The following is an 18,803-nucleotide window of genomic DNA, read 5'->3' as shown; positions in this document are numbered from 1 at the left end:
TTGGGGATGCGCTTGTGGATTTCCTTGATGCGGTCGATCGCCAGCACGTCGCCGGTAGGCGGCTTGGTGACCTTGTAGGCGCCGTGGCTGGTGCCGAGGGCGATGGCCAGCGCATCGACTAGGGTCTTCTTGACGAAGTCGGCGGCTTCTTCCGGGTCGGTCAGCATCTGGCTGTGGTCCAGCACGCCTTCGGCGCCGATGCCGTCTTCTTCACCGGCCATGCCGGTTTCCAGCGAACCCAGGCAGCCCAGCTCGCCTTCGACCGAAACGCCGCAGGCGTGCGCCATGGCCACGGTTTGTTGGGTAACGCGGACGTTGTACTCGTAGTCGGTCGGGGTCTTGCCGTCTTCGCCCAGCGAGCCGTCCATCATGACCGAGCTGAAGCCCAGCTGGATCGAGCGCTGGCAGACGTCAGGGCTGGTGCCGTGGTCCTGGTGCATGCACACCGGGATGTGCGGGAATTCTTCGATGGCGGCCAGGATCAGGTGGCGCAGGAATGGGGCGCCAGCGTATTTGCGGGCACCGGCCGAAGCCTGGACGATCACGGGGGAGTCGGTCTTGTCGGCCGCTTCCATGATGGCGCGCATCTGCTCAAGGTTGTTGACGTTGAAAGCCGGAACGCCGTAACCGAACTCGGCGGCGTGGTCCAGCATCTGGCGCATGCTAATGAGTGCCATTGTGTATCTCTCTCCCGACAAGCGTCGTTTGTTTCGTGCAAGCCTGCCGCAGGGGCGGTTGCTGTTCAAGTAGTGTGGGCCACCAGCGCGGCCCGGCCATTCACGGTGCCTTGCAGCCCCGCCCAATCAGATCGTCTGTTGCCACCCAGTACACCAGGCCTTCGTCGCCCTTGGTGTGCAAGGCCAGCACGCCATCGCTGTACATCGCGCCTGAAGCGCTCGGCTCGGATTTGAGCCGGTAGACCTGGTCGCCGCCGCCGAGGCGTACGTCGACCGCGTCCTGTTGCGCGTCAGCGAAGCGCCATAGCACCTCGGTCTGGCTGTCGCAGACCCAACGGGTCCAATTGTCTGCCGGGGCGGGTTGCGCCGGCTGCAGCAGCGAGCATCCTGCCAGTGTCGCCAGGGCCACGGAGGCCATCAGCGCTTTCATTACATATCCTCTAGATGACCACACAACGCTCGCTTGGTTGCCCGCGCCGACCAAATGCATCGGTCAAGGGCAACCCGGCGCTTTGCGCTGGTGGTCTTCGTCATACTTTTCCAGGCCTTCCGGGCCCACGCGCTTATTGATGACCGGCACGGTTTCAGCCTGCCACTCGGACTGGTAGCAGCCGCCCTTGGGCGGCTGCGCCGGATCATCCGAGGACGGGCTGGCGGAGCAGGCGCTCAGCAGACCGGCCAGGATCATCACAGGCAATTGCTTGACCATCAGGTCGCTCCCTTTGCCAGGCGCTGCCATTGTCAGGCTTTTGCCCGCTCTTCCAGGATCGCCACGGCCGGCAGCACCTTGCCTTCGACGAACTCGAGGAAGGCACCGCCACCGGTAGAAATGTAGGAGATATCCTTGCTGACGCCATATTTGTCGATGGCCGCCAGGGTATCGCCACCACCGGCGATGGAGAACGCGGCGCTGTCGGCGATGGCCTTGGCCAGCACTTTGGTGCCGTTGCCGAACTGGTCGAACTCGAACACACCCACCGGGCCGTTCCACAGGATGGTTTTCGACGATTTCAGCAGTTCGGCGAAGTTGGCTGCGGTCTGTGGGCCGATGTCCAGGATCATGTCGTCAGCGGCAACGTCGGCGATGGCCTTGACGGTGGCTTCGGCACTTTCAGCGAATTCTTTGGCGACCACCACGTCGACCGGCAGCGGCACGTTGACCTTGGCGGCGATGGCCTTGGCGGTGTCGACCAGGTCAGGCTCGTACAGCGACTTGCCCACCGGGTGGCCGGCAGCGGCCAGGAAGGTGTTGGCGATGCCGCCGCCGACGATCAGCTGGTCGCACACCGAACTCAGGCTGTTCAGCACGTCCAGCTTGGTGGACACCTTGGAGCCGGCAACGATGGCGGCCATCGGCTTGGCCGGGGCCTTCAGGGCCTTGCCCAGGGCGTCCAGTTCAGCGGCCAGCAGCGGGCCAGCGGCAGCGACCTTGGCGAACTTGGCAACACCATGGGTCGAGCCTTCGGCGCGGTGGGCAGTGCCGAACGCGTCCATGACGAACACGTCGCACAGGCCGGCGTACTTCTGCGCCAGCTCGTCGGCGTTCTTCTTTTCGCCCTTGTTGAAGCGCACGTTCTCGAACAGCACCAGGTCGCCGGCCTTGACCTCGACACCGTCAAGGTAGTCGGCGACCAGCGGCACGTCACGGCCCAGGGCCTTGCTCAGGTAGTCGGCGACCGGCTTGAGGCTGTTCTCGGCCGAGAACTCGCCTTCGGTCGGGCGGCCCAGGTGCGAGCAGACCATTACCGCCGCGCCCTTCTCCAGGGCCAGCTTGATGGTCGGCAGCGCTGCCAGGATACGCGCGTCACTGGCTACCACACCGTCCTTCACAGGCACGTTGAGGTCTTCGCGGATCAGTACGCGCTTACCTTGCAGGTCGAGGTCGGTCATCTTCAACACGGTCATGAATGCAGTCCTTCAGGGCTGTTTGGTGCGGGTTGGGTGGACGACGCGCAGAAAGTGTTCGGCAACGTCGAGCATACGGTTGGCAAAACCCCATTCGTTGTCGAACCAAGCCAGCAGGTTCACCAGGCGGGGGCCTGAAACGCGGGTCTGGCTGGCATCGACGATCGCCGAATGCGGGTCGTGGTTGAAATCACAGCTGGCGTGCGGCAGCTCGGTGTAGGCCAGCAAACCTTTCAGCGGGCCGTCCAGCGCCGCCTCGCGCAATACCCGGTTGACTTCGGCCGCGCTGGTGTCGCGGGCGGTCTGCAGGGTGATGTCCAGGCACGAGACGTTGACCGTCGGTACGCGTACCGCTTTGGCCTGAATTCGCCCGGCAAGTTCCGGCAGCAGACGCTCGATGCCGCGCGCCAGACCAGTGGACACCGGGATCACCGACTGGAAGGCCGAGCGCGTGCGGCGCAGGTCTTCGTGGTGATAGGCGTCGATCACCGGCTGGTCGTTCATCGCCGAGTGGATGGTGGTGATCTGCACGTACTCGATGCCGAACGCCTGGTCCAGCACTCGCAGCAGCGGTACGCCGCAGTTGGTGGTGCAGGAGGCGTTGGACACCAGCTGTTCGGTGCCGGTCAGGCAATCCTGGTTGATGCCGTAGACCACCGTGGCATCGACATCGGCCTCGCTGGCCATAGGCTGCGAAAACAGCACGCGCGGGGCGCCGGCATCGAGGAAACGCTGGCCATCGGCGCGGGTGTTGTAAGCACCGGAGCACTCCAGCACCAGGTCGATGTCCAGGGCAGCCCAGTCGACGCCTTCGGGGGTGGCACTGCGCAAGACTTTCACGCAATCGCCGTTGATATGCAGACAATCGCCGTCGACCCGCACTTCGCCGGGGAAGCGGCCGTGGGTGGAGTCGAAGCGTGTCAGGTATTCCACGCTGGCCTGGTCGGCCAGGTCGTTCAGCGCGACGATCTCGAAGCCGGCCTTCGCCCCACGCTCGAACAGTGCGCGCAGGACACAGCGGCCGATGCGGCCGTAACCGTTGAGTGCAACTTTGTAGGGACGCGGGTGGGGCATTCGTAGGCTCGCTAACGCATGATGGTCGTGGGGCCGCGATGCGGCCCATTCGCGGCACAAGGCCGCTCCCACAAGGTACGGCGGCGTACACATATCCTGTGGGAGCGGCCTTGCGCCGCGAACGAGGGCGAAAGGCCCTCGCCTAACGCCTGTATCAGTCTTCCAGCAGCTCTTCGGCGGTACCGAGGATGTTGTCCAGGGTAAAGCCGAATTCCTCGAACAGTGCGCTGGCCGGAGCCGATTCACCGTAGGTGGTCATGCCGATGATACGGCCTTCCAGGCCGACGTATTTGTACCAGAAGTCGGCGTGGGCGGCTTCGATGGCGATGCGCGCACCGACTTCCAGCGGCAGCACGGACTGCTTGTAGGCAGCGTCCTGGGCGTCGAACACGCTGGTGCTCGGCATCGACACGACGCGCACCTTGCGGCCTTGCTCGCTCAGTTTGTCGAACGCCTGCACGGCCAGGCCCACTTCGGAACCGGTGGCGATCAGGATCAGCTCAGGCTCGCCAGCGCAGTCTTTGAGCACGTAACCGCCACGGGCGATAGCGGCGATCTGCTGGGGGGCGCGGTACTGATGCTGCAGGTTCTGGCGCGAGAAGATCAGCGCCGACGGGCCGTCCTTGCGCTCCAGGGCATGCTTCCAGGACACCGCCGATTCGACGGCGTCGGCTGGGCGCCAGGTGTCCAGGTTCGGCGTGCTGCGCAGGCTGGCCAGCTGCTCGATTGGCTGGTGAGTCGGGCCGTCTTCGCCCAGGCCGATGGAGTCGTGGGTGTAGACGTGGATCACGCGCTGTTTCATCAGGGCGGACATGCGCACGGCGTTGCGCGCGTATTCCATGAACATCAGGAAGGTCGCGCCGTAAGGCACCAGGCCGCCGTGCAGGGCAACGCCGTTCATGATCGCGGTCATGCCGAACTCGCGCACGCCGTAGTACATGTAGTTGCCGTTGGCATCTTCATGGCTGACGCCCTTGCACCCTTTCCACAGGGTCAGGTTGGAACCGGCGAGGTCGGCCGAGCCGCCGAGCAGTTCCGGCAGCAGCGGGCCGAATGCGTTCAGGGTGTTCTGGCTGGCCTTGCGGCTGGCGATGGTTTCGCCCTTGGCGGCGACTTCATCGATGTAGGCAGCGGCTTTTTCGGCGAAGTCGGACGGCAGGTCGCCGCTCAGACGGCGCTTGAGCTCACCGGCCAGTTCCGGGAAGGCGGCGGCGTAGGCGTCGAAACGCTGGTTCCAGTCGGCTTCGGCCTTGGCGCCAGCTTGTTTGGCGTCCCATTCGGCGTAGATGTCGGCAGGCACTTCGAACGGGCCGTGGTTCCAGTTCAGCTCTTTACGGGCCAGGGCGATTTCGTCGTTGCCCAGCGGAGCACCGTGGCAGTCTTCCTTGCCCTGCTTGTTCGGCGAGCCGAAACCGATGATGGTCTTGCAGCAGATCAGGGTTGGACGGTCGCTCTTGCGCGCGGTCTCGATGGCGGTGCGAATTTCATCGGCGTCGTGGCCGTTGACGTTGCGGATCACCAGCCAGTTGTACGACTCGAAGCGCTTTGGCGTGTCGTCGGTGAACCAGCCTTCGACTTCACCGTCGATGGAGATGCCGTTGTCGTCATAGAAGGCGACCAGCTTGTTCAGGCCCAGGGTGCCGGCCAGCGAGGCGACTTCGTGGGAAATGCCTTCCATCATGCAGCCGTCGCCGAGGAACACATAGGTGTTGTGGTCGACGATGTTGTGGCCGTCACGGTTGAACTGAGCGCCCAGCACCTTTTCCGCCAGGGCGAAGCCCACGGCGTTGGCCAGGCCCTGGCCCAGCGGGCCGGTGGTGGTCTCGACACCTGGGGTGTAGCCGAACTCAGGGTGGCCCGGGGTGCGGCTGTGCAGTTGACGGAACGACTTGAGGTCATCGATGGTGACGTCGTAGCCGGTCAGGTGCAGCAGCGAATAGATCAGCATCGAGCCGTGGCCGTTGGACAGCACGAAACGGTCGCGATCGGCGAAGTTCGGGTTGCTCGGGTTGTGTTTCAGATAGTCGCGCCAAAGCACTTCGGCGATATCCGCCATGCCCATGGGGGCACCTGGGTGGCCGCTGTTGGCCTTTTGCACGGCATCCATGCTGAGGGCACGAATGGCGTTGGCACGTTCACGACGGCTGGGCATCGCTTATCTCCTGGGGCTTGAATAGGTGGTGTTACGAAAAAAGGCGACCATTTTCGCCCACTGCGGGGGCCGGGGGCAATGACGGATGGTCGCAGTTGGAGGAATTTCCTGTGATTGGCTACCAATCTGGAGGAAAAACCGGTCAAGTACCCCGCCCATCAGCCAATATCAAAACTTTTTGATATTGACCTTGCGGGTGCCGCCTTGCCTGTCTAGACTGCCGCCCCATGAACCTCCGTGCGCAACCCATCCCCCAGCAAAGCGACACCCTGGCCGCCCTGTGCAAAGCCAGTGGCGACGAGTTGCGCCTGAACGTGTTGCGCGCGCTGGCCAGCGACTCGTTCGGCGTGCTGGAGCTGGCGCAGATTTTCGACATCGGCCAATCGGGCATGAGCCACCACCTCAAGGTGCTGGCCCAGGCCGAGCTGGTGGCCACGCGTCGGGAAGGCAACGCGATCTTCTACCGCCGCGCCCTGCCCGACTACCACCGCCTCGGCGGACGGTTGCACACGGCGCTGCTCGAAGAGGTGGACGAACTGAGCTTGCCGCAGGACGTGCAGGCGCGTATTGCCCAGGTGCAACTGCGCCGCGCCGCCACCAGCCAGGACTTCTTCCTGCGCGTGGAAGAGAAATTCCGCGCCCAGCAGGACCTGATCGCCGGCCTGCCACAGTACCGCGAAAGCCTGTTGGCCTTGCTCGACACGCTGAATTTCGCGCCGAGCGCCAGCGCGCTGGAAGTCGGCCCCGGCGACGGCGGTTTTCTGCCCGACCTGGCCCGGCGCTTCGCCACCGTCACGGCCCTGGACAACAGCCCGACCATGCTTGAACTGGCGCGTCAGGTCTGCGAACGCGAACAGCTGAATAATGTAAACCTGCAGTTGGCCGATGCACTGGGTGCAACGGATGTGGAAGCCGACTGCGTAGTGCTGAACATGGTCCTGCACCATTTCAGCGACCCGGCCCTGGCCCTGCGTCAGCTGGCCAAACGGGTGAAAGCAGGCGGCAGCCTGCTGGTCACCGAACTGTGCAGCCATGACCAGGGGTGGGCGCGGGAAGCCTGCGGCGACCTCTGGCTCGGTTTCGAACAGGACGACCTGGCCCGTTGGGCCAACGCTGCCGGGCTGGCCCCGGGGGACAGCCTCTATGTGGGCTTGCGTAACGGTTTCCAGATCCAGGTCCGCCATTTTCAGCGGACGGCTGGCGACACACACCATCGGTAAATTTTAGGAACCCGTCGAGATGAGCGAATACTCCCTTTTCACCTCCGAGTCCGTGTCCGAAGGGCATCCGGACAAGATCGCCGACCAGATTTCGGACGCGGTCCTGGATGCCATCATCACCCAGGACAAATATGCCCGCGTGGCCTGTGAAACCCTGGTCAAGACCGGTGTCGCCATCATCGCCGGCGAAGTCACCACTTCGGCCTGGGTCGACCTGGAAGAGCTGGTGCGTAAAGTCATCATCGACATCGGCTACAACAGCTCCGACGTCGGCTTCGACGGCGCCACCTGCGCCGTGATGAACATCATCGGCAAGCAGTCGGTGGACATCGCCCAGGGCGTCGACCGCTCCAAGCCGGAAGACCAGGGTGCGGGCGACCAGGGCTTGATGTTCGGCTACGCCAGCAACGAAACCGACGTGCTCATGCCGGCGCCGATCTGCTTCTCGCACCGCCTGGTCGAGCGCCAGGCCGAAGCGCGCAAGTCCGGCCTGCTGCCGTGGCTGCGCCCGGACGCCAAGTCGCAGGTCACCTGCCGCTACGAGAACGGCAAGGTCGTCGGCATCGACGCCATCGTCCTGTCGACCCAGCACAATCCTGAAGTCTCGCAGAAAGACCTGCAGGAAGCGGTGATGGAGCTGATCGTCAAGCACACCCTGCCGGCAGAGCTGCTGCACAAGGACACCCAGTACCACATCAACCCGACCGGCAACTTCATCATCGGTGGCCCGGTGGGTGACTGCGGCCTGACCGGCCGCAAGATCATCGTCGACAGCTACGGCGGCATGGCCCGTCACGGTGGTGGCGCGTTCTCCGGCAAAGACCCGTCCAAGGTCGACCGTTCCGCCGCCTACGCCGGCCGTTACGTGGCCAAGAACATCGTCGCCGCCGGCCTGGCCGAGCGTTGCGAGATCCAGGTGTCCTACGCCATTGGCGTCGCCCAACCGACCTCCATCTCGATCAATACCTTCGGCACCGGCAAGGTCTCCGACGACAAGATCATTCAGCTGGTGCGCGAGTGCTTCGACCTGCGTCCGTACGCCATCACCAAGATGCTCGACCTGCTGCACCCGATGTACCAGGAAACTGCTGCCTACGGCCACTTCGGCCGCGAGCCGCAGCAGAAGACGGTCGGCGACGACACCTTCACCACCTTCACCTGGGAGCGTACCGACCGCGCCCAGCAGTTGCGTGGCGCTGCCGGCCTGTAATTTCCTACAGCGGTAAACGAAAGCCCTTGCCGAGTGATCGGCAGGGGCTTTTTTGTGACATATCGGCTGACAACTGCGCAGGGCATGGACAGTTTCATTTGCCTAGGCTGAGGCTTCCACTCTGCCACGCAAGGATGCTGGCCATGCCGTTCGTACTGCTGATGCTGTTGTTATTCCTGAGCTCCACGGCCCAGGCCTTCGAGTGCCCAGCGTGGCCGCCGGCCCGGGCGCAAATGGAGGTCAGCCAGCTGCGCGAAACCCTTGATCGATGGGACGACCACTACCATCGCCTGGGTGAGTCTCCGATCCCCGATGAGCTTTACGACCAAAGCCGCCAGCGCCTCCTGCGCCTGCAACGCTGCTTTGCAATCGATGGCGAGCTGGATTCACTGGCCAGCGCGCGCGGCCCGGTTGCCCATCCGGTTGCGCATACGGGCGTTGAAAAACTGCCTGACGACAAGGCGGTCAATCGCTGGCTGGCCGGCAAGCAAGACGTGTGGCTGCAGCCGAAGGTCGACGGCGTAGCCGCCACGCTGATTTACCGGCAAGGTCGGCTGGTACGGCTACTCAGCCGTGGCGATGGCATTCACGGGCATGACTGGAGCCGCCACCTCCCCGCGCTGGGCAGCATCAACCAGGAATTGCCGCAATCGCTCGACCTGGTGCTGCAGGGTGAACTGTATTTGCGCCTGGAGGGGCATGTGCAGGGCCAGGCTGGCAGCGCCAACGCCCGTGGCGGGGTGGCTGGGCTGCTGGCGCGCAAGCACCTCAGCCTTGAGCAAGGTGCTGGCATTGGCCTGTTCGTCTGGGACTGGCCGCAAGGCCCCGATCATCAGGCCGAGCGCCTGGCACAGCTGGCTGCCTTGGGTTTCCCCGACAGCCAGCAATACAGTGTCGCCATCAGCAAAACGGACGAGGCCGAATACTGGCGCCAGCACTGGTACCGCACGCCGCTGCCCTTCGCTACGGACGGCGTGATCCTGCGTCAGGACGGCCGCCCGGCCGCTGAACGCTGGAAGGCCAATACGCCGTATTGGATCGCCGCCTGGAAATACCCCTTCGCCCAGGCACTGGCCGAGGTACGCGACGTACACTTTCGCATCGGCCGCACCGGCAGAATCACCCCGCTGCTCAAGCTGCAGCCGGTCACCCTGGATGATCGCCGCATCAGCCAGGTCAGCCTCGGCTCGATGGCCCGCTGGCAAGCGCTCGATATCCGCCCGGGTGATCAGGTTGCGATCAGCCTCGCCGGACTAACCATCCCTCGCTTCGACCAGGTGGTCCACCGCGCCGTCGAGCGCCAGCCCCTACCTGCTCCCGACATGGAACGCTACGGCCCACATACCTGCTGGCAAGCCAGCGAAGGCTGTGAAGAACAGTTCATCGCCCGCCTGGTCTGGCTCGGTGGCAAGCAAGGGTTGGCCTTGCCAGGCATCGGCCCAGGCACCTGGCGGCGGCTGGTAGAGGCCGGGCTGGTGACCTCGCTGACGGACTGGTTGGCACTGGATACCGCACAGCTGGAAACGGTACCCGGCATCAGTGAGAAAAGCGCCACGCAACTGCGGCGCAGCTTCGACATTGCCCACAGCAGGCCTTTCGCTCAATGGCTGAAGGGGCTGGGCGTACCCGCCCCTGCTCAGGTGCCGAAGGGAGAAAACTGGCTAACGCTAGCCAGCCGGTCCAATAGCGATTGGCAGGCGTTGCCTGGCATCGGCGCAACACGCGCAGATCAACTCGCGATGTTTTTCAGCAATGCGCAGGTGCAAGGCTTCGCTACGCTGCTGGGCACCCGTGGAATTGATGGTTTTCAGGTGCAAAGCGCAATCGGCTCGCTTGAAAAACCGACCAAGGGTTTATAAATCGGCAAAACCAAGGCAGGATTTCTCCACTTTTTGCTGCCGCGCCCCTTTCAGGAGGCTTTTCATGAAACGCATTTCCACCCTTTTCCTGCTAGCAACGCTCGCTCTGTCGGCGCATGCCGCCGAAGAACAACCAGGCCTTACCGGTTGCGCCGCCAAGCGTCAAAACATCAGCGAACAGATCGAACAGGCCAAGGCGCACGGCAACAGTGAACAGCAGGCTGGCCTGGAAAAGGCCCTGAGCGAAGTGGAGGCTAACTGCACCGACGCCGGCCTGCGCAAAGAGCGTGAACAGAAGGTGCTGGAAGCGCGCCATGAGGTCAATCAGCGCACCAAGGACTTGGACAAGGCGATGAAGAAGGGCGACCCGGAGCGCATCAATAAGCGCAAGGACAAACTCGCCGAGGCGAAAAAGGAATTGCAGGAAGCCGTAGACGATCTGGAACGTTGACAGCAAGTTATTACTCAACTTGGCTTGTAGGACTTTTCTGAAGTTAACCACCGAAGGGTTCACTAAGTTGTAGGAAGGGGGCACCATCGCAGCACTTACTGCCATATGCCCCTACAAGGAGGCTCCTATGAAACTCGTTTCTTCCGTAGTCATGCTGGCCGTTTTGGGGATGAGCACTTTCGCAGTACAAGCTGCTCAGCCAACTCCAGGTTTGACCGGCTGCGCAGCCAAGCGCAGCGCCATCGAAAACCAGCTTCAATATGCCAAGGCGCACAACAACGCGGGTGAAATCCGCGGCCTGGAAAAGGCCCTGCAGGAAACCACCGAGCACTGCACCGATGCCAGTTTGAAAGAAGAGCGTGAGCAGAAAGTGCGCAAGGCCGAAGCGGAAGTCAGCGAGCGCGAAGCGGACCTGAAAAAGGCACAGGCCAAGGGCGACACAGGCAAGATCGCCAAGCGCGAACAGAAACTGGCCGAATCGAAAGCAGAACTTGACGCCGCCAAAGCCGAACTGAGCAAGTGACCTGAAACTTCAGTTATGCGTTCCAGCCAGTGCCCCACAAGCCACTGGCTGGCGCATCAGTGATTGCGAAACTCCGTATGGCAGGCTTTGCAGGCCGCCTCGACCTTATCCATCGGTGCCTTGAGCATCGCCGCATCCAACGGCTGCTTTCGTGTAACCGCCAGCAGTTCCCCCGTCACCCCTTCCAAATCCCGCGCCAGATCATGGAAACGCGCCTGGCGTTCCCAGACCTCAGGCCGTGCACTACTTTGACCCTCATCCTTGACCTGCGGGAAATGTTGCCAAGGCGCATGTGCCAGGCCATCAAGCTTCACGGCGCCCTCGGCGAATTTCACTCCATCGAACGGCAACCGCCCACGCAGCATGCCGCCCATGTCTTCGCTGGTCTTGAGCATCTGCTTGAAGATCGCCTTGCGCTGCCCCAGCGGTGAGTTAGGATCGACACGGTCGCAGGCCACCAGGGACAGGCTGATCAACAGCACGGCGGTGAAACATTTGAACATCACGGTCACATTGGCAGCCCAAAGGGGCCACAGTATCCTCGCCTGCTCGACAAAGACCAATACCCTTACGAACGCTACGGGCAACTTTCATCTTTTGCCCTCCAAGGATTCATTCATGAAATCTGCTCTGCGCCATCTCGCCTGGGCGCTGCCGGCATTGGCCTTGCTGGCCGGCTGCAATGGCGGCGAAAACGCCAAGCCCGAGCCTCACGCCATCGCAACCTATGCCCCCGCCACCTGGCAAGACCTGCCTGCGGTCAGCGACGACGATCTGCTGGGCGGCTTCTACGCCTGGCGCAGCGGTTGCGAAAAGCTCAAGCGTGACCCGGTGTGGGCAGCCACGTGCGAAGCGGCCGGCAGCGATACCGCAAGCGCCGATCAGGTGCGCACGTTCCTTGAACAGAACCTGCAGGTGTACGGCCTGCGCTCGGCCGAGAACAACTCCACTGGCCTGATCACCGGCTACTACGAGCCGGTCTACCCCGGCAGCCTGCAACGCACCGACGCCGCCCAGGTGCCGGTGTATGGCATCCCGGACGACATGATCGTGGTCGACCTGGCCAGCGTCTATCCCGAGCTCAAGGGCAAGCGGCTGCGCGGGCGCCTCGATGGTCGGGTGCTCAAGCCCTACGACACCGCCGAAACGATCTACCGCGATGGCGTCAAGGCGCCGGTACTGGCCTGGCTGACTGACCCCATGGACCTGCAGTTCCTGCAGATCCAGGGCTCCGGGCGGGTCGAGCTGGAAAATGGCCGGCAACTGCGTCTGGGTTACGCCGACCAGAACGGCCACCCGTACCGCCCGATCGGCCGCTGGCTGATCGAGCAGGGCCAGCTGAAGAAAGAAGACGTAAGCATGGGCGCCATTCACGCCTGGGCCCAGGCCAATCCACAACGGGTGCCGGAACTGTTGGCCAGCAACCCCAGCTACGTATTCTTCAGCACCCGCCCGGACAGCAACGAAGGCCCACGCGGGTCGCTCAACGTGCCGCTGACCGCAGGCTACAGCGTGGCCATCGACCGCAAGGTGATTCCATTGGGCAGCTTGTTGTGGCTGTCCACCACCCGCCCTGACGGCACCCCGGTGGTACGGCCAGTGGGCGCCCAGGATACCGGCGGTGCGATTACCGGCGAGGTGCGCGCGGACCTGTTCTGGGGCACCGGGCCTGAGGCCGGTGAACTGGCGGGCAACATGAAGCAGCAGGGGCAGATCTGGATGCTGTGGCCAAAAGGCAAACCCCTGCCTGAAGTGCCAAAGGTCCCATGATTGACCGCTGCCCTCTTCGCCTGAAGAGGGCAGCCGGACTTCAGACCGAAACCACGAAGAACGACACGATCAAGGCCAACCCGGCAAACCAGACCAGCGAGCGCAACGCCGCCCAGTCCGCCAGGTAGCAGATGATGTAAAGCAGCCGGCTGGTGATGTACATCACCCCTAGCACGTCCTGCGTCACCTGCTCGGCATTGCCGACGATATCCGCCACCAGCACCGCCGCCGCAAACGCCGGAAACGCTTCGTAGCTGTTCTGCTGCGCAGCATGGGCGCGGCGCGGCAGGCCCGACAGCGTGTCAAGGAAAGCACGAGGGTCGTGATTGTCCTTGAGGCCGAAACGGCCGCTGGACACCTTGGCAATCAACGCACAGAGCGGCGCCAGCAACAATGCAATCAGGATGCACCACAGGGCAACGGTCATGGACAGGACTCCTTGTTCAATCGAGAGGTTAGAGCTTCATCACCAGCATGCCTGCCAGCACCAGCCCGCAAGCTAGGAGTCTCGGCCCGCCAAAAGGTTCTTTGAGGTAACGCATGCCCAGCAGCACCACCAGGATCACACTCACCTCACGCAAGGCCGCCGCCTCGGCCACCGAACCCAGATGCATGGCCCATAGCACCAGCGCGTAGCTGAACAACACGCAAAAACCCACCCCCAGCCCCAGCCGCCACTGCGTGCGCCAGAACAGCACGAACGGCGCCCGCCGCGCCACGCCGGCCAACAGCGGAAACGGCCAGGCACTGAGCAGGGTCAGCCACACCAGGTAGTCCCAGGGTTTGCCCCACAGACGCACGGCCTGCCCGTCGAACCAGGTATAACAACCAATGCAAAGGCCGATCAGCGCCACCACCGGCAGCATCGACCAGGGCAACCGATCGCCCCCACCGCCCTGCCACAGCAGGCACGCCATGCCACAAGGGATCAGCAGGATGCCGATGATCTGCTGCTGGCTGAGCGACTCGCCAGCGAACGCCAGGGTCAACCCCAGCACCACCAGCGGCGACAGCCCGCGCATCAGAGGATAGACCAGCCCAAGATCACCGACCCGGTAGGCCTTGATCAGCAGGACCCGATACAACTGCTCCGCCAGCGCCGAGGCGATCAGCCAGGGCCAGATCTCGGCAGGTGGCAGGTCGACGAAGGCCACGGCGAGCACGGCGAACGCCAGCGCCACCAGGTCCATGCTGGCGATGACCAGCAGGCGCTCGCCACTGAATTTGATCAGGGTGTTCCACGTCGCGTGCAGCAGGGCGGCGACTAATACCAGGGAAGTTGCCAGCACGGCTTTGGGGGTCCTTGTGTATGTCGAAAGTTTTTTGGCGCTCTTGAGATCGAGCGCCGCGCGGGCGGCGCTCGATCTCAAGGGCGCAACAAGGCTCAAGACAAGCAAATGGAACATTCCCACTAATTCCAGTCAAATCCTGTGCCCCGAACCACTCGCCAGGTCATCAAAGAACTGCCCGAGCCATTCGGGTTACGACTTGGAAGCCATTTGTACAGGACCTGGGATGCTTGAATTAGTTGCCGCGTTTATCTGCCTCACCACCCTCCTCACCTACGTAAACTACCGTTTCATCGGCCTGCCCCCCGCCATCGGCGTGATGGTCACCGCATTGCTGTTCTCGCTGATTCTGCAGGGCCTGAGCCTGATCGGCTTCCCTGGCCTGGAAGAACGCGTCGAAGGGCTGATGAACCAGATCGACTTCAATGACCTGCTGATGCACTGGATGCTGGCGTTCCTGCTGTTCGCCGGCGCACTGCACGTCAACCTCAACGATTTGCGCAGCTACCGCTGGCCGATCGGGCTGCTGGCAACGATCGGCGTGCTGATCGCCACCGTGGTGATCGGCTACCTGTCGCATTGGGTGTTCGGCCTGTTCGGCTGGAACGTGCCGCTGATCTACTGCCTGCTGTTTGGTGCTTTGATCTCCCCCACCGACCCGATCGCCGTGCTCGGCGCGCTGCGTACCGCCAACGCTTCCAAACCGCTGAAGACCACCATCGTCGGCGAATCGCTGTTCAACGACGGCACCGCAGTGGTGGTGTTCACCGTGCTGCTCGGCATCATCCAGTTGGGTGAAACGCCCAGCATCTCCGACACGGCGATCCTGTTCGCCCGCGAAGCCATCGGCGGCGTGGTGTTCGGTGGCCTGATCGGCTACGCCACCTATCGCATGATCAAGAGCGTCGAGCAGTATCAGGTTGAGGTCATGCTGACCTTGGCATTGGTCATCGGCGGCTCGGCGATGTGCTACGAGCTGCACGTTTCGGCGCCGATCGCGATGGTCGTGGCCGGCCTGATCATCGGCAACCTGGGACGCAACCTGGCGATGAACGACATGACCCGTCGCTACATGGATGGTTTCTGGGAGTTGATCGACGACATGCTCAATGCCCTGCTGTTCGCCCTGATCGGCCTGGAACTGTTGCTGCTGCCGTTCAACTGGCTGCACCTGGCGGCAGGCAGCGTGCTGGCACTGGCGGTACTGCTGTCGCGGCTGCTGACCGTGGCCCCGGCGATTCTGCTGCTGCGCCGCTGGCGCAGCGTGCCCAAGGGCACCATCCGAGTGCTGACCTGGGGTGGTTTGCGGGGTGGCGTGTCGGTAGCGCTGGCGCTGTCGCTACCACTGGGTGAGGAACGGGACCTGTTGCTGTCGATCACCTACATCGTGGTGCTGTCGTCGATCCTGGTGCAGGGGTTGAGCGTCGGCCGCGTCGTGCGCAAGGTCAGCGCGCAGCCTTGAAAACGCTGGGGCCGCATTGCGGCCCCAGTGTTCTTACTCCACCGCCGAATCCGGGAACTGGTCCTGCACGTACTTGATCTCGGTCCGCCCGTGCGCCGCCGGCATGCCATCCTCGCCCAGGTTGACGAAGACCATCTTGTCGACCGTCAGGATGCTCTTGCGGGTGATCTTGTTGCGCACTTCGCACTTGAGGGTGATCGAGGTACGGCCGAATTCGGTGGCGGTGATGCCCAGTTCGATGATGTCGCCCTGGCGCGAGGCACTGACGAAGTTGATCTCCGACATGTACTTGGTCACCACGCGCTGGTTACCGAGCTGGACGATGGCGTAGATCGCCGCCTCTTCGTCGATCCAGCGCAGCAGGCTGCCACCAAACAATGTGCCGTTGGGGTTGAGGTCTTCGGGCTTTACCCATTTGCGGGTGTGAAAGTTCATCTGTACTCCTGACCGGCTTGGCTAACGTGCAGTAATGATGGCAGAGCGGCCGGCGCCGCTCCATTGAACATCGACTATCGTCTCGATTAATCGACAGAAAACCTTGGGCGATGACTCACCCCGAGGCTATAATCTGCGCCGATTCACATGGCCACCCGCCGCGGTGCCATGCCCGCCACCTGTCCGAGGGGCGCTGCAGCAGGGTCACCCTGTCAGGCTCGGATGGGGCGTTGTCCGCTCCTGCGGGCGCTTAAACGCACAACGGCGCCCATTCGCACACTACGAATGGAGGCTCTCATGAGCGCTGTAAACACGCCTGCAGGTTTTACCGATTTCAAAGTCGCCGACATCTCCCTGGCCGCCTGGGGTCGTCGCGAAACCATCATCGCCGAATCGGAAATGCCTGCCCTGATGGGCCTGCGTCGCAAGTACCTCGCTGAGCAGCCGCTCAAGGGTGCGAAGATTCTGGGCTGCATCCACATGACTATTCAGACTGCCGTGCTGATCGAAACCCTGGTTGCCCTGGGTGCCGAAGTGCGCTGGTCGTCCTGCAACATCTTCTCCACCCAGGACCAGGCCGCAGCCTCCATCGCCGCCGCCGGTATCCCGGTTTTCGCCTGGAAAGGTGAAACCGAGGAAGAGTACGAGTGGTGCCTGGAGCAGACCATCCTCAAGGATGGCCAGCCATGGGACGCCAACATGATCCTCGACGACGGCGGCGACCTGACCGAGCTGCTGCACAAGAAATACCCGGCCGTCCTGGACCGCGTCCATGGCGTCACCGAAGAGACCACCACTGGCGTGCACCGCCTGCTGGACATGCTGGCCAAGGGCGAGCTGAAAGTCCCGGCGATCAACGTCAACGACTCGGTCACCAAGAGCAAGAACGACAACAAGTACGGCTGCCGTCACAGCCTCAACGATGCCATCAAGCGCGGCACCGACCACCTGCTGTCCGGCAAGCAGGCGCTGGTGATCGGCTACGGTGACGTGGGCAAGGGCTCGGCCCAGTCGCTGCGTCAGGAAGGCATGATCGTCAAGGTCACCGAAGTCGACCCGATCTGCGCCATGCAGGCCTGCATGGACGGCTTCGAGCTGGTTTCGCCGTTCATCGACGGTATCAACGACGGCACCGAAGCCTGCATCGACAAGGCGCTGCTGGGCAAGATCGACCTGATCGTCACCACCACCGGTAACGTCAACGTCTGCGATGCCAACATGCTCAAGGCCCTGAAGAAGCGTGCCGTGGTCTGCAACATCGGCCACTTCGACAACGAGATCGACACCGCCTTCATGCGCAAGAACTGGGCGTGGGAAGAGGTCAAGCCACAGGTGCACAAGATCCACCGCACCGGCGCTGGCGACTTCGACCCGCAGAACGACGACTACCTGATCCTGCTGGCCGAAGGCCGCCTGGTCAACCTGGGTAACGCCACCGGCCACCCAAGCCGCATCATGGACGGCTCGTTCGCCAACCAGGTACTGGCGCAGATCTTCCTGTTCGAGCAGAAGTACGCCGACCTGTCGGCCGAGAAGAAAGCCGAGCGTCTGACCGTTGAAGTGCTGCCGAAGAAACTCGACGAAGAAGTGGCCCTGGAAATGGTCCGCGGCTTCGGCGGCGTGGTCACCCAGCTGACCAAGCAGCAAGCCGACTACATCGGTGTGACCGTCGAAGGCCCGTTCAAGCCGCACGCCTACCGCTACTAAGCAGTGGCGAGCGCCAGGTGCATGCCGCCTGGCGCTTGTAGTCGTTGAATCTTGATCGATGCCCAAGCCAGGCCGGCCCCCACCGCCCTGGCTTTTACTTGCAGCGCGCGGCCGATGGCCTGCAGCTGAGGAAACAGAGATGTCACAAGAACGCCGCTACAGTTTCGAATTCTTCCCGACCAAGACCGATGCCGGTCACGAAAAGCTCATGGGCGTCGCCCGCCAGCTGGCCACCTACAACCCGGACTTCTTCTCCTGCACCTACGGCGCCGGTGGCTCGACCCGCGACCGCACGCTGAACACCGTGCTGCAGCTGGAAAGCGAAGTGAAGGTTCCGGCCGCGCCACACCTGTCGTGCGTCGGCGACACCAAGGACGAGCTGCGCACGCTGCTGGCCCAGTACAAAGCTGCAGGCATCAAGCGCATCGTCGCCCTGCGTGGCGACCTGCCGTCCGGCATGGGCATGGCCAGCGGTGAACTGCGCTACGCCAGCGACCTGGTCGAGTTCATCCGCCAGGAAAGCGGTGACCACTTCCACCTGGAAGTCGCCGCCTATCCGGAAATGCACCCGCAGGCACGCAATTTCGAGGTCGACCTGGCCAACTTCGTGCACAAGGTCAAGGCCGGTGCCGACAGCGCCATCACCCAGTACTTCTTCAACGCCGACAGCTACTTCTACTTCGTCGAGCGCGCGCAGAAGCTGGGTGTGGACATCCCGGTGGTGCCCGGCATCATGCCGATCACCAACTACAGCAAGCTGGCGCGCTTCTCCGATGCCTGCGGTGCGGAAATTCCGCGCTGGATCCGCAAGCAACTGGAAGCCTATGGCGACGACACCGCCAGCATCCAGGCCTTCGGCGAAGAAGTGATCACCCGCATGTGCGAACAACTGCTGCAAGGCGGCGCACCGGGCTTGCACTTCTATACCTTGAACCAGGCCGACGCCAGCCTGGCGATCTGGAACAACCTGAAGCTGCCTCGCTGAAACTTTTTGGCAAAGTCCCGTTCAGAAATGCTTAAGGCTTTAGTCATAGACTAAGGCCTTATTTATTTCTGGGTCCCACAGGTC

General features: G+C 62.9%; 19 protein-coding genes and 1 riboswitch. Of the genes, 9 read left to right on the top strand and 10 right to left on the bottom strand.

The window, feature by feature from the left end; genetic code table 11:
- From ACIQUF_RS18805 to tkt, 6 genes are all read right to left on the bottom strand, one after another.
- Window positions 1-677 (bottom strand): ketose-bisphosphate aldolase (locus ACIQUF_RS18805; protein ID WP_403134104.1); only part of this gene is annotated, 677 nt, incomplete at its 3' end.
- A gap of 100 nt (window positions 678-777) precedes the next feature.
- Window positions 778-1,107, bottom strand: a complete 330-nt coding sequence (locus tag ACIQUF_RS18800) for an MliC family protein (RefSeq protein WP_403134102.1) — start codon at window positions 1,105-1,107, stop codon at window positions 778-780.
- 63 nt (window positions 1,108-1,170) lie between these two features.
- Complete coding sequence (locus ACIQUF_RS18795) at window positions 1,171-1,386, bottom strand: hypothetical protein (protein ID WP_403134099.1); 216 nt, start codon at window positions 1,384-1,386, stop codon at window positions 1,171-1,173.
- Between the two features lie 32 nt (window positions 1,387-1,418).
- Complete coding sequence (locus ACIQUF_RS18790; RefSeq protein WP_403134097.1) at window positions 1,419-2,582, bottom strand: phosphoglycerate kinase; 1,164 nt, start codon at window positions 2,580-2,582, stop codon at window positions 1,419-1,421.
- A 12-nt stretch (window positions 2,583-2,594) separates the two neighbouring features.
- Window positions 2,595-3,656 carry an erythrose-4-phosphate dehydrogenase gene (epd, locus tag ACIQUF_RS18785; RefSeq protein ID WP_403134095.1) on the bottom strand — a complete coding sequence of 354 codons (1,062 nt, stop codon included), beginning with the start codon at window positions 3,654-3,656 and terminating at the stop codon, window positions 2,595-2,597.
- A 154-nt stretch (window positions 3,657-3,810) separates the two neighbouring features.
- Window positions 3,811-5,808 carry a transketolase gene (tkt, locus tag ACIQUF_RS18780; RefSeq protein WP_403134092.1) on the bottom strand — a complete coding sequence of 666 codons (1,998 nt, stop codon included), beginning with the start codon at window positions 5,806-5,808 and terminating at the stop codon, window positions 3,811-3,813.
- Window positions 5,809-6,035: 227 nt separating this feature from the next.
- Here tkt and ACIQUF_RS18775 point away from each other — a divergent pair, with 227 nt between their 5' ends.
- The 5 genes from ACIQUF_RS18775 (at window position 6,036) to ACIQUF_RS18755 (ending at window position 11,071) form a co-directional block, all read left to right on the top strand.
- Window positions 6,036-7,028: an ArsR/SmtB family transcription factor gene (locus ACIQUF_RS18775; RefSeq protein WP_403134090.1), complete on the top strand. Its 993-nt coding sequence runs from the start codon at window positions 6,036-6,038 to the stop codon at window positions 7,026-7,028.
- A gap of 19 nt (window positions 7,029-7,047) precedes the next feature.
- Window positions 7,048-8,238, top strand: coding sequence for a methionine adenosyltransferase (metK, locus tag ACIQUF_RS18770; protein WP_403134088.1), 1,191 nt, complete (start codon window positions 7,048-7,050; stop codon window positions 8,236-8,238).
- 143 nt (window positions 8,239-8,381) lie between these two features.
- Window positions 8,382-10,097, top strand: coding sequence for an NAD-dependent DNA ligase LigB (gene ligB / locus ACIQUF_RS18765; RefSeq protein WP_403134087.1), 1,716 nt, complete (start codon window positions 8,382-8,384; stop codon window positions 10,095-10,097).
- 64 nt (window positions 10,098-10,161) lie between these two features.
- Window positions 10,162-10,548, top strand: a complete 387-nt coding sequence (locus ACIQUF_RS18760; RefSeq protein WP_403134085.1) for a DUF1090 domain-containing protein — start codon at window positions 10,162-10,164, stop codon at window positions 10,546-10,548.
- A gap of 127 nt (window positions 10,549-10,675) precedes the next feature.
- The gene (locus ACIQUF_RS18755) at window positions 10,676-11,071 is read left to right on the top strand and encodes a DUF1090 domain-containing protein (protein ID WP_403134084.1); all 396 of its coding nucleotides are present in this window, start codon (window positions 10,676-10,678) and stop codon (window positions 11,069-11,071) included.
- A 56-nt stretch (window positions 11,072-11,127) separates the two neighbouring features.
- On the opposite strand, the gene ACIQUF_RS18750 is transcribed toward ACIQUF_RS18755, so the two are convergent.
- Complete coding sequence (locus tag ACIQUF_RS18750) at window positions 11,128-11,574, bottom strand: c-type cytochrome (RefSeq protein WP_403134083.1); 447 nt, start codon at window positions 11,572-11,574, stop codon at window positions 11,128-11,130.
- 115 nt (window positions 11,575-11,689) lie between these two features.
- Here ACIQUF_RS18750 and ACIQUF_RS18745 point away from each other — a divergent pair, with 115 nt between their 5' ends.
- Window positions 11,690-12,841: a murein transglycosylase A gene (locus ACIQUF_RS18745; RefSeq protein ID WP_403134081.1), complete on the top strand. Its 1,152-nt coding sequence runs from the start codon at window positions 11,690-11,692 to the stop codon at window positions 12,839-12,841.
- A gap of 40 nt (window positions 12,842-12,881) precedes the next feature.
- Here ACIQUF_RS18745 and ACIQUF_RS18740 read toward each other — a convergent pair whose 3' ends face one another.
- Window positions 12,882-13,268, bottom strand: coding sequence for an MAPEG family protein (locus ACIQUF_RS18740; protein ID WP_403134079.1), 387 nt, complete (start codon window positions 13,266-13,268; stop codon window positions 12,882-12,884).
- A 28-nt stretch (window positions 13,269-13,296) separates the two neighbouring features.
- On the bottom strand, window positions 13,297-14,130 hold the full coding sequence (locus tag ACIQUF_RS18735) for an EamA family transporter (protein ID WP_403134077.1): 834 nt from the start codon (window positions 14,128-14,130) through the stop codon (window positions 13,297-13,299).
- A 226-nt stretch (window positions 14,131-14,356) separates the two neighbouring features.
- Here ACIQUF_RS18735 and ACIQUF_RS18730 point away from each other — a divergent pair, with 226 nt between their 5' ends.
- Complete coding sequence (locus tag ACIQUF_RS18730) at window positions 14,357-15,592, top strand: cation:proton antiporter (RefSeq protein WP_403134076.1); 1,236 nt, start codon at window positions 14,357-14,359, stop codon at window positions 15,590-15,592.
- A gap of 33 nt (window positions 15,593-15,625) precedes the next feature.
- On the opposite strand, the gene ACIQUF_RS18725 is transcribed toward ACIQUF_RS18730, so the two are convergent.
- Window positions 15,626-16,027 carry an acyl-CoA thioesterase gene (locus ACIQUF_RS18725; protein ID WP_027592453.1) on the bottom strand — a complete coding sequence of 134 codons (402 nt, stop codon included), beginning with the start codon at window positions 16,025-16,027 and terminating at the stop codon, window positions 15,626-15,628.
- A 179-nt stretch (window positions 16,028-16,206) separates the two neighbouring features.
- Window positions 16,207-16,304: riboswitch (S-adenosyl-L-homocysteine riboswitch) on the top strand.
- 20 nt (window positions 16,305-16,324) lie between these two features.
- Between ACIQUF_RS18725 and ahcY the strand changes: the two genes are divergently transcribed.
- Both ahcY and metF read left to right on the top strand, forming a co-directional pair.
- Window positions 16,325-17,734: an adenosylhomocysteinase gene (gene ahcY, locus ACIQUF_RS18720; RefSeq protein ID WP_403134072.1), complete on the top strand. Its 1,410-nt coding sequence runs from the start codon at window positions 16,325-16,327 to the stop codon at window positions 17,732-17,734.
- A gap of 139 nt (window positions 17,735-17,873) precedes the next feature.
- On the top strand, window positions 17,874-18,719 hold the full coding sequence (metF, locus tag ACIQUF_RS18715) for a methylenetetrahydrofolate reductase [NAD(P)H] (RefSeq protein ID WP_403134071.1): 846 nt from the start codon (window positions 17,874-17,876) through the stop codon (window positions 18,717-18,719).
- Window positions 18,720-18,803 lie beyond the last annotated feature (84 nt).

Source organism: Pseudomonas sp. NPDC090233, from assembly GCF_044772285.1.
In the GTDB taxonomy this organism is placed as follows: domain Bacteria; phylum Pseudomonadota; class Gammaproteobacteria; order Pseudomonadales; family Pseudomonadaceae; genus Aquipseudomonas.
This window is presented reverse-complemented; position numbering and strand designations above follow the sequence as displayed.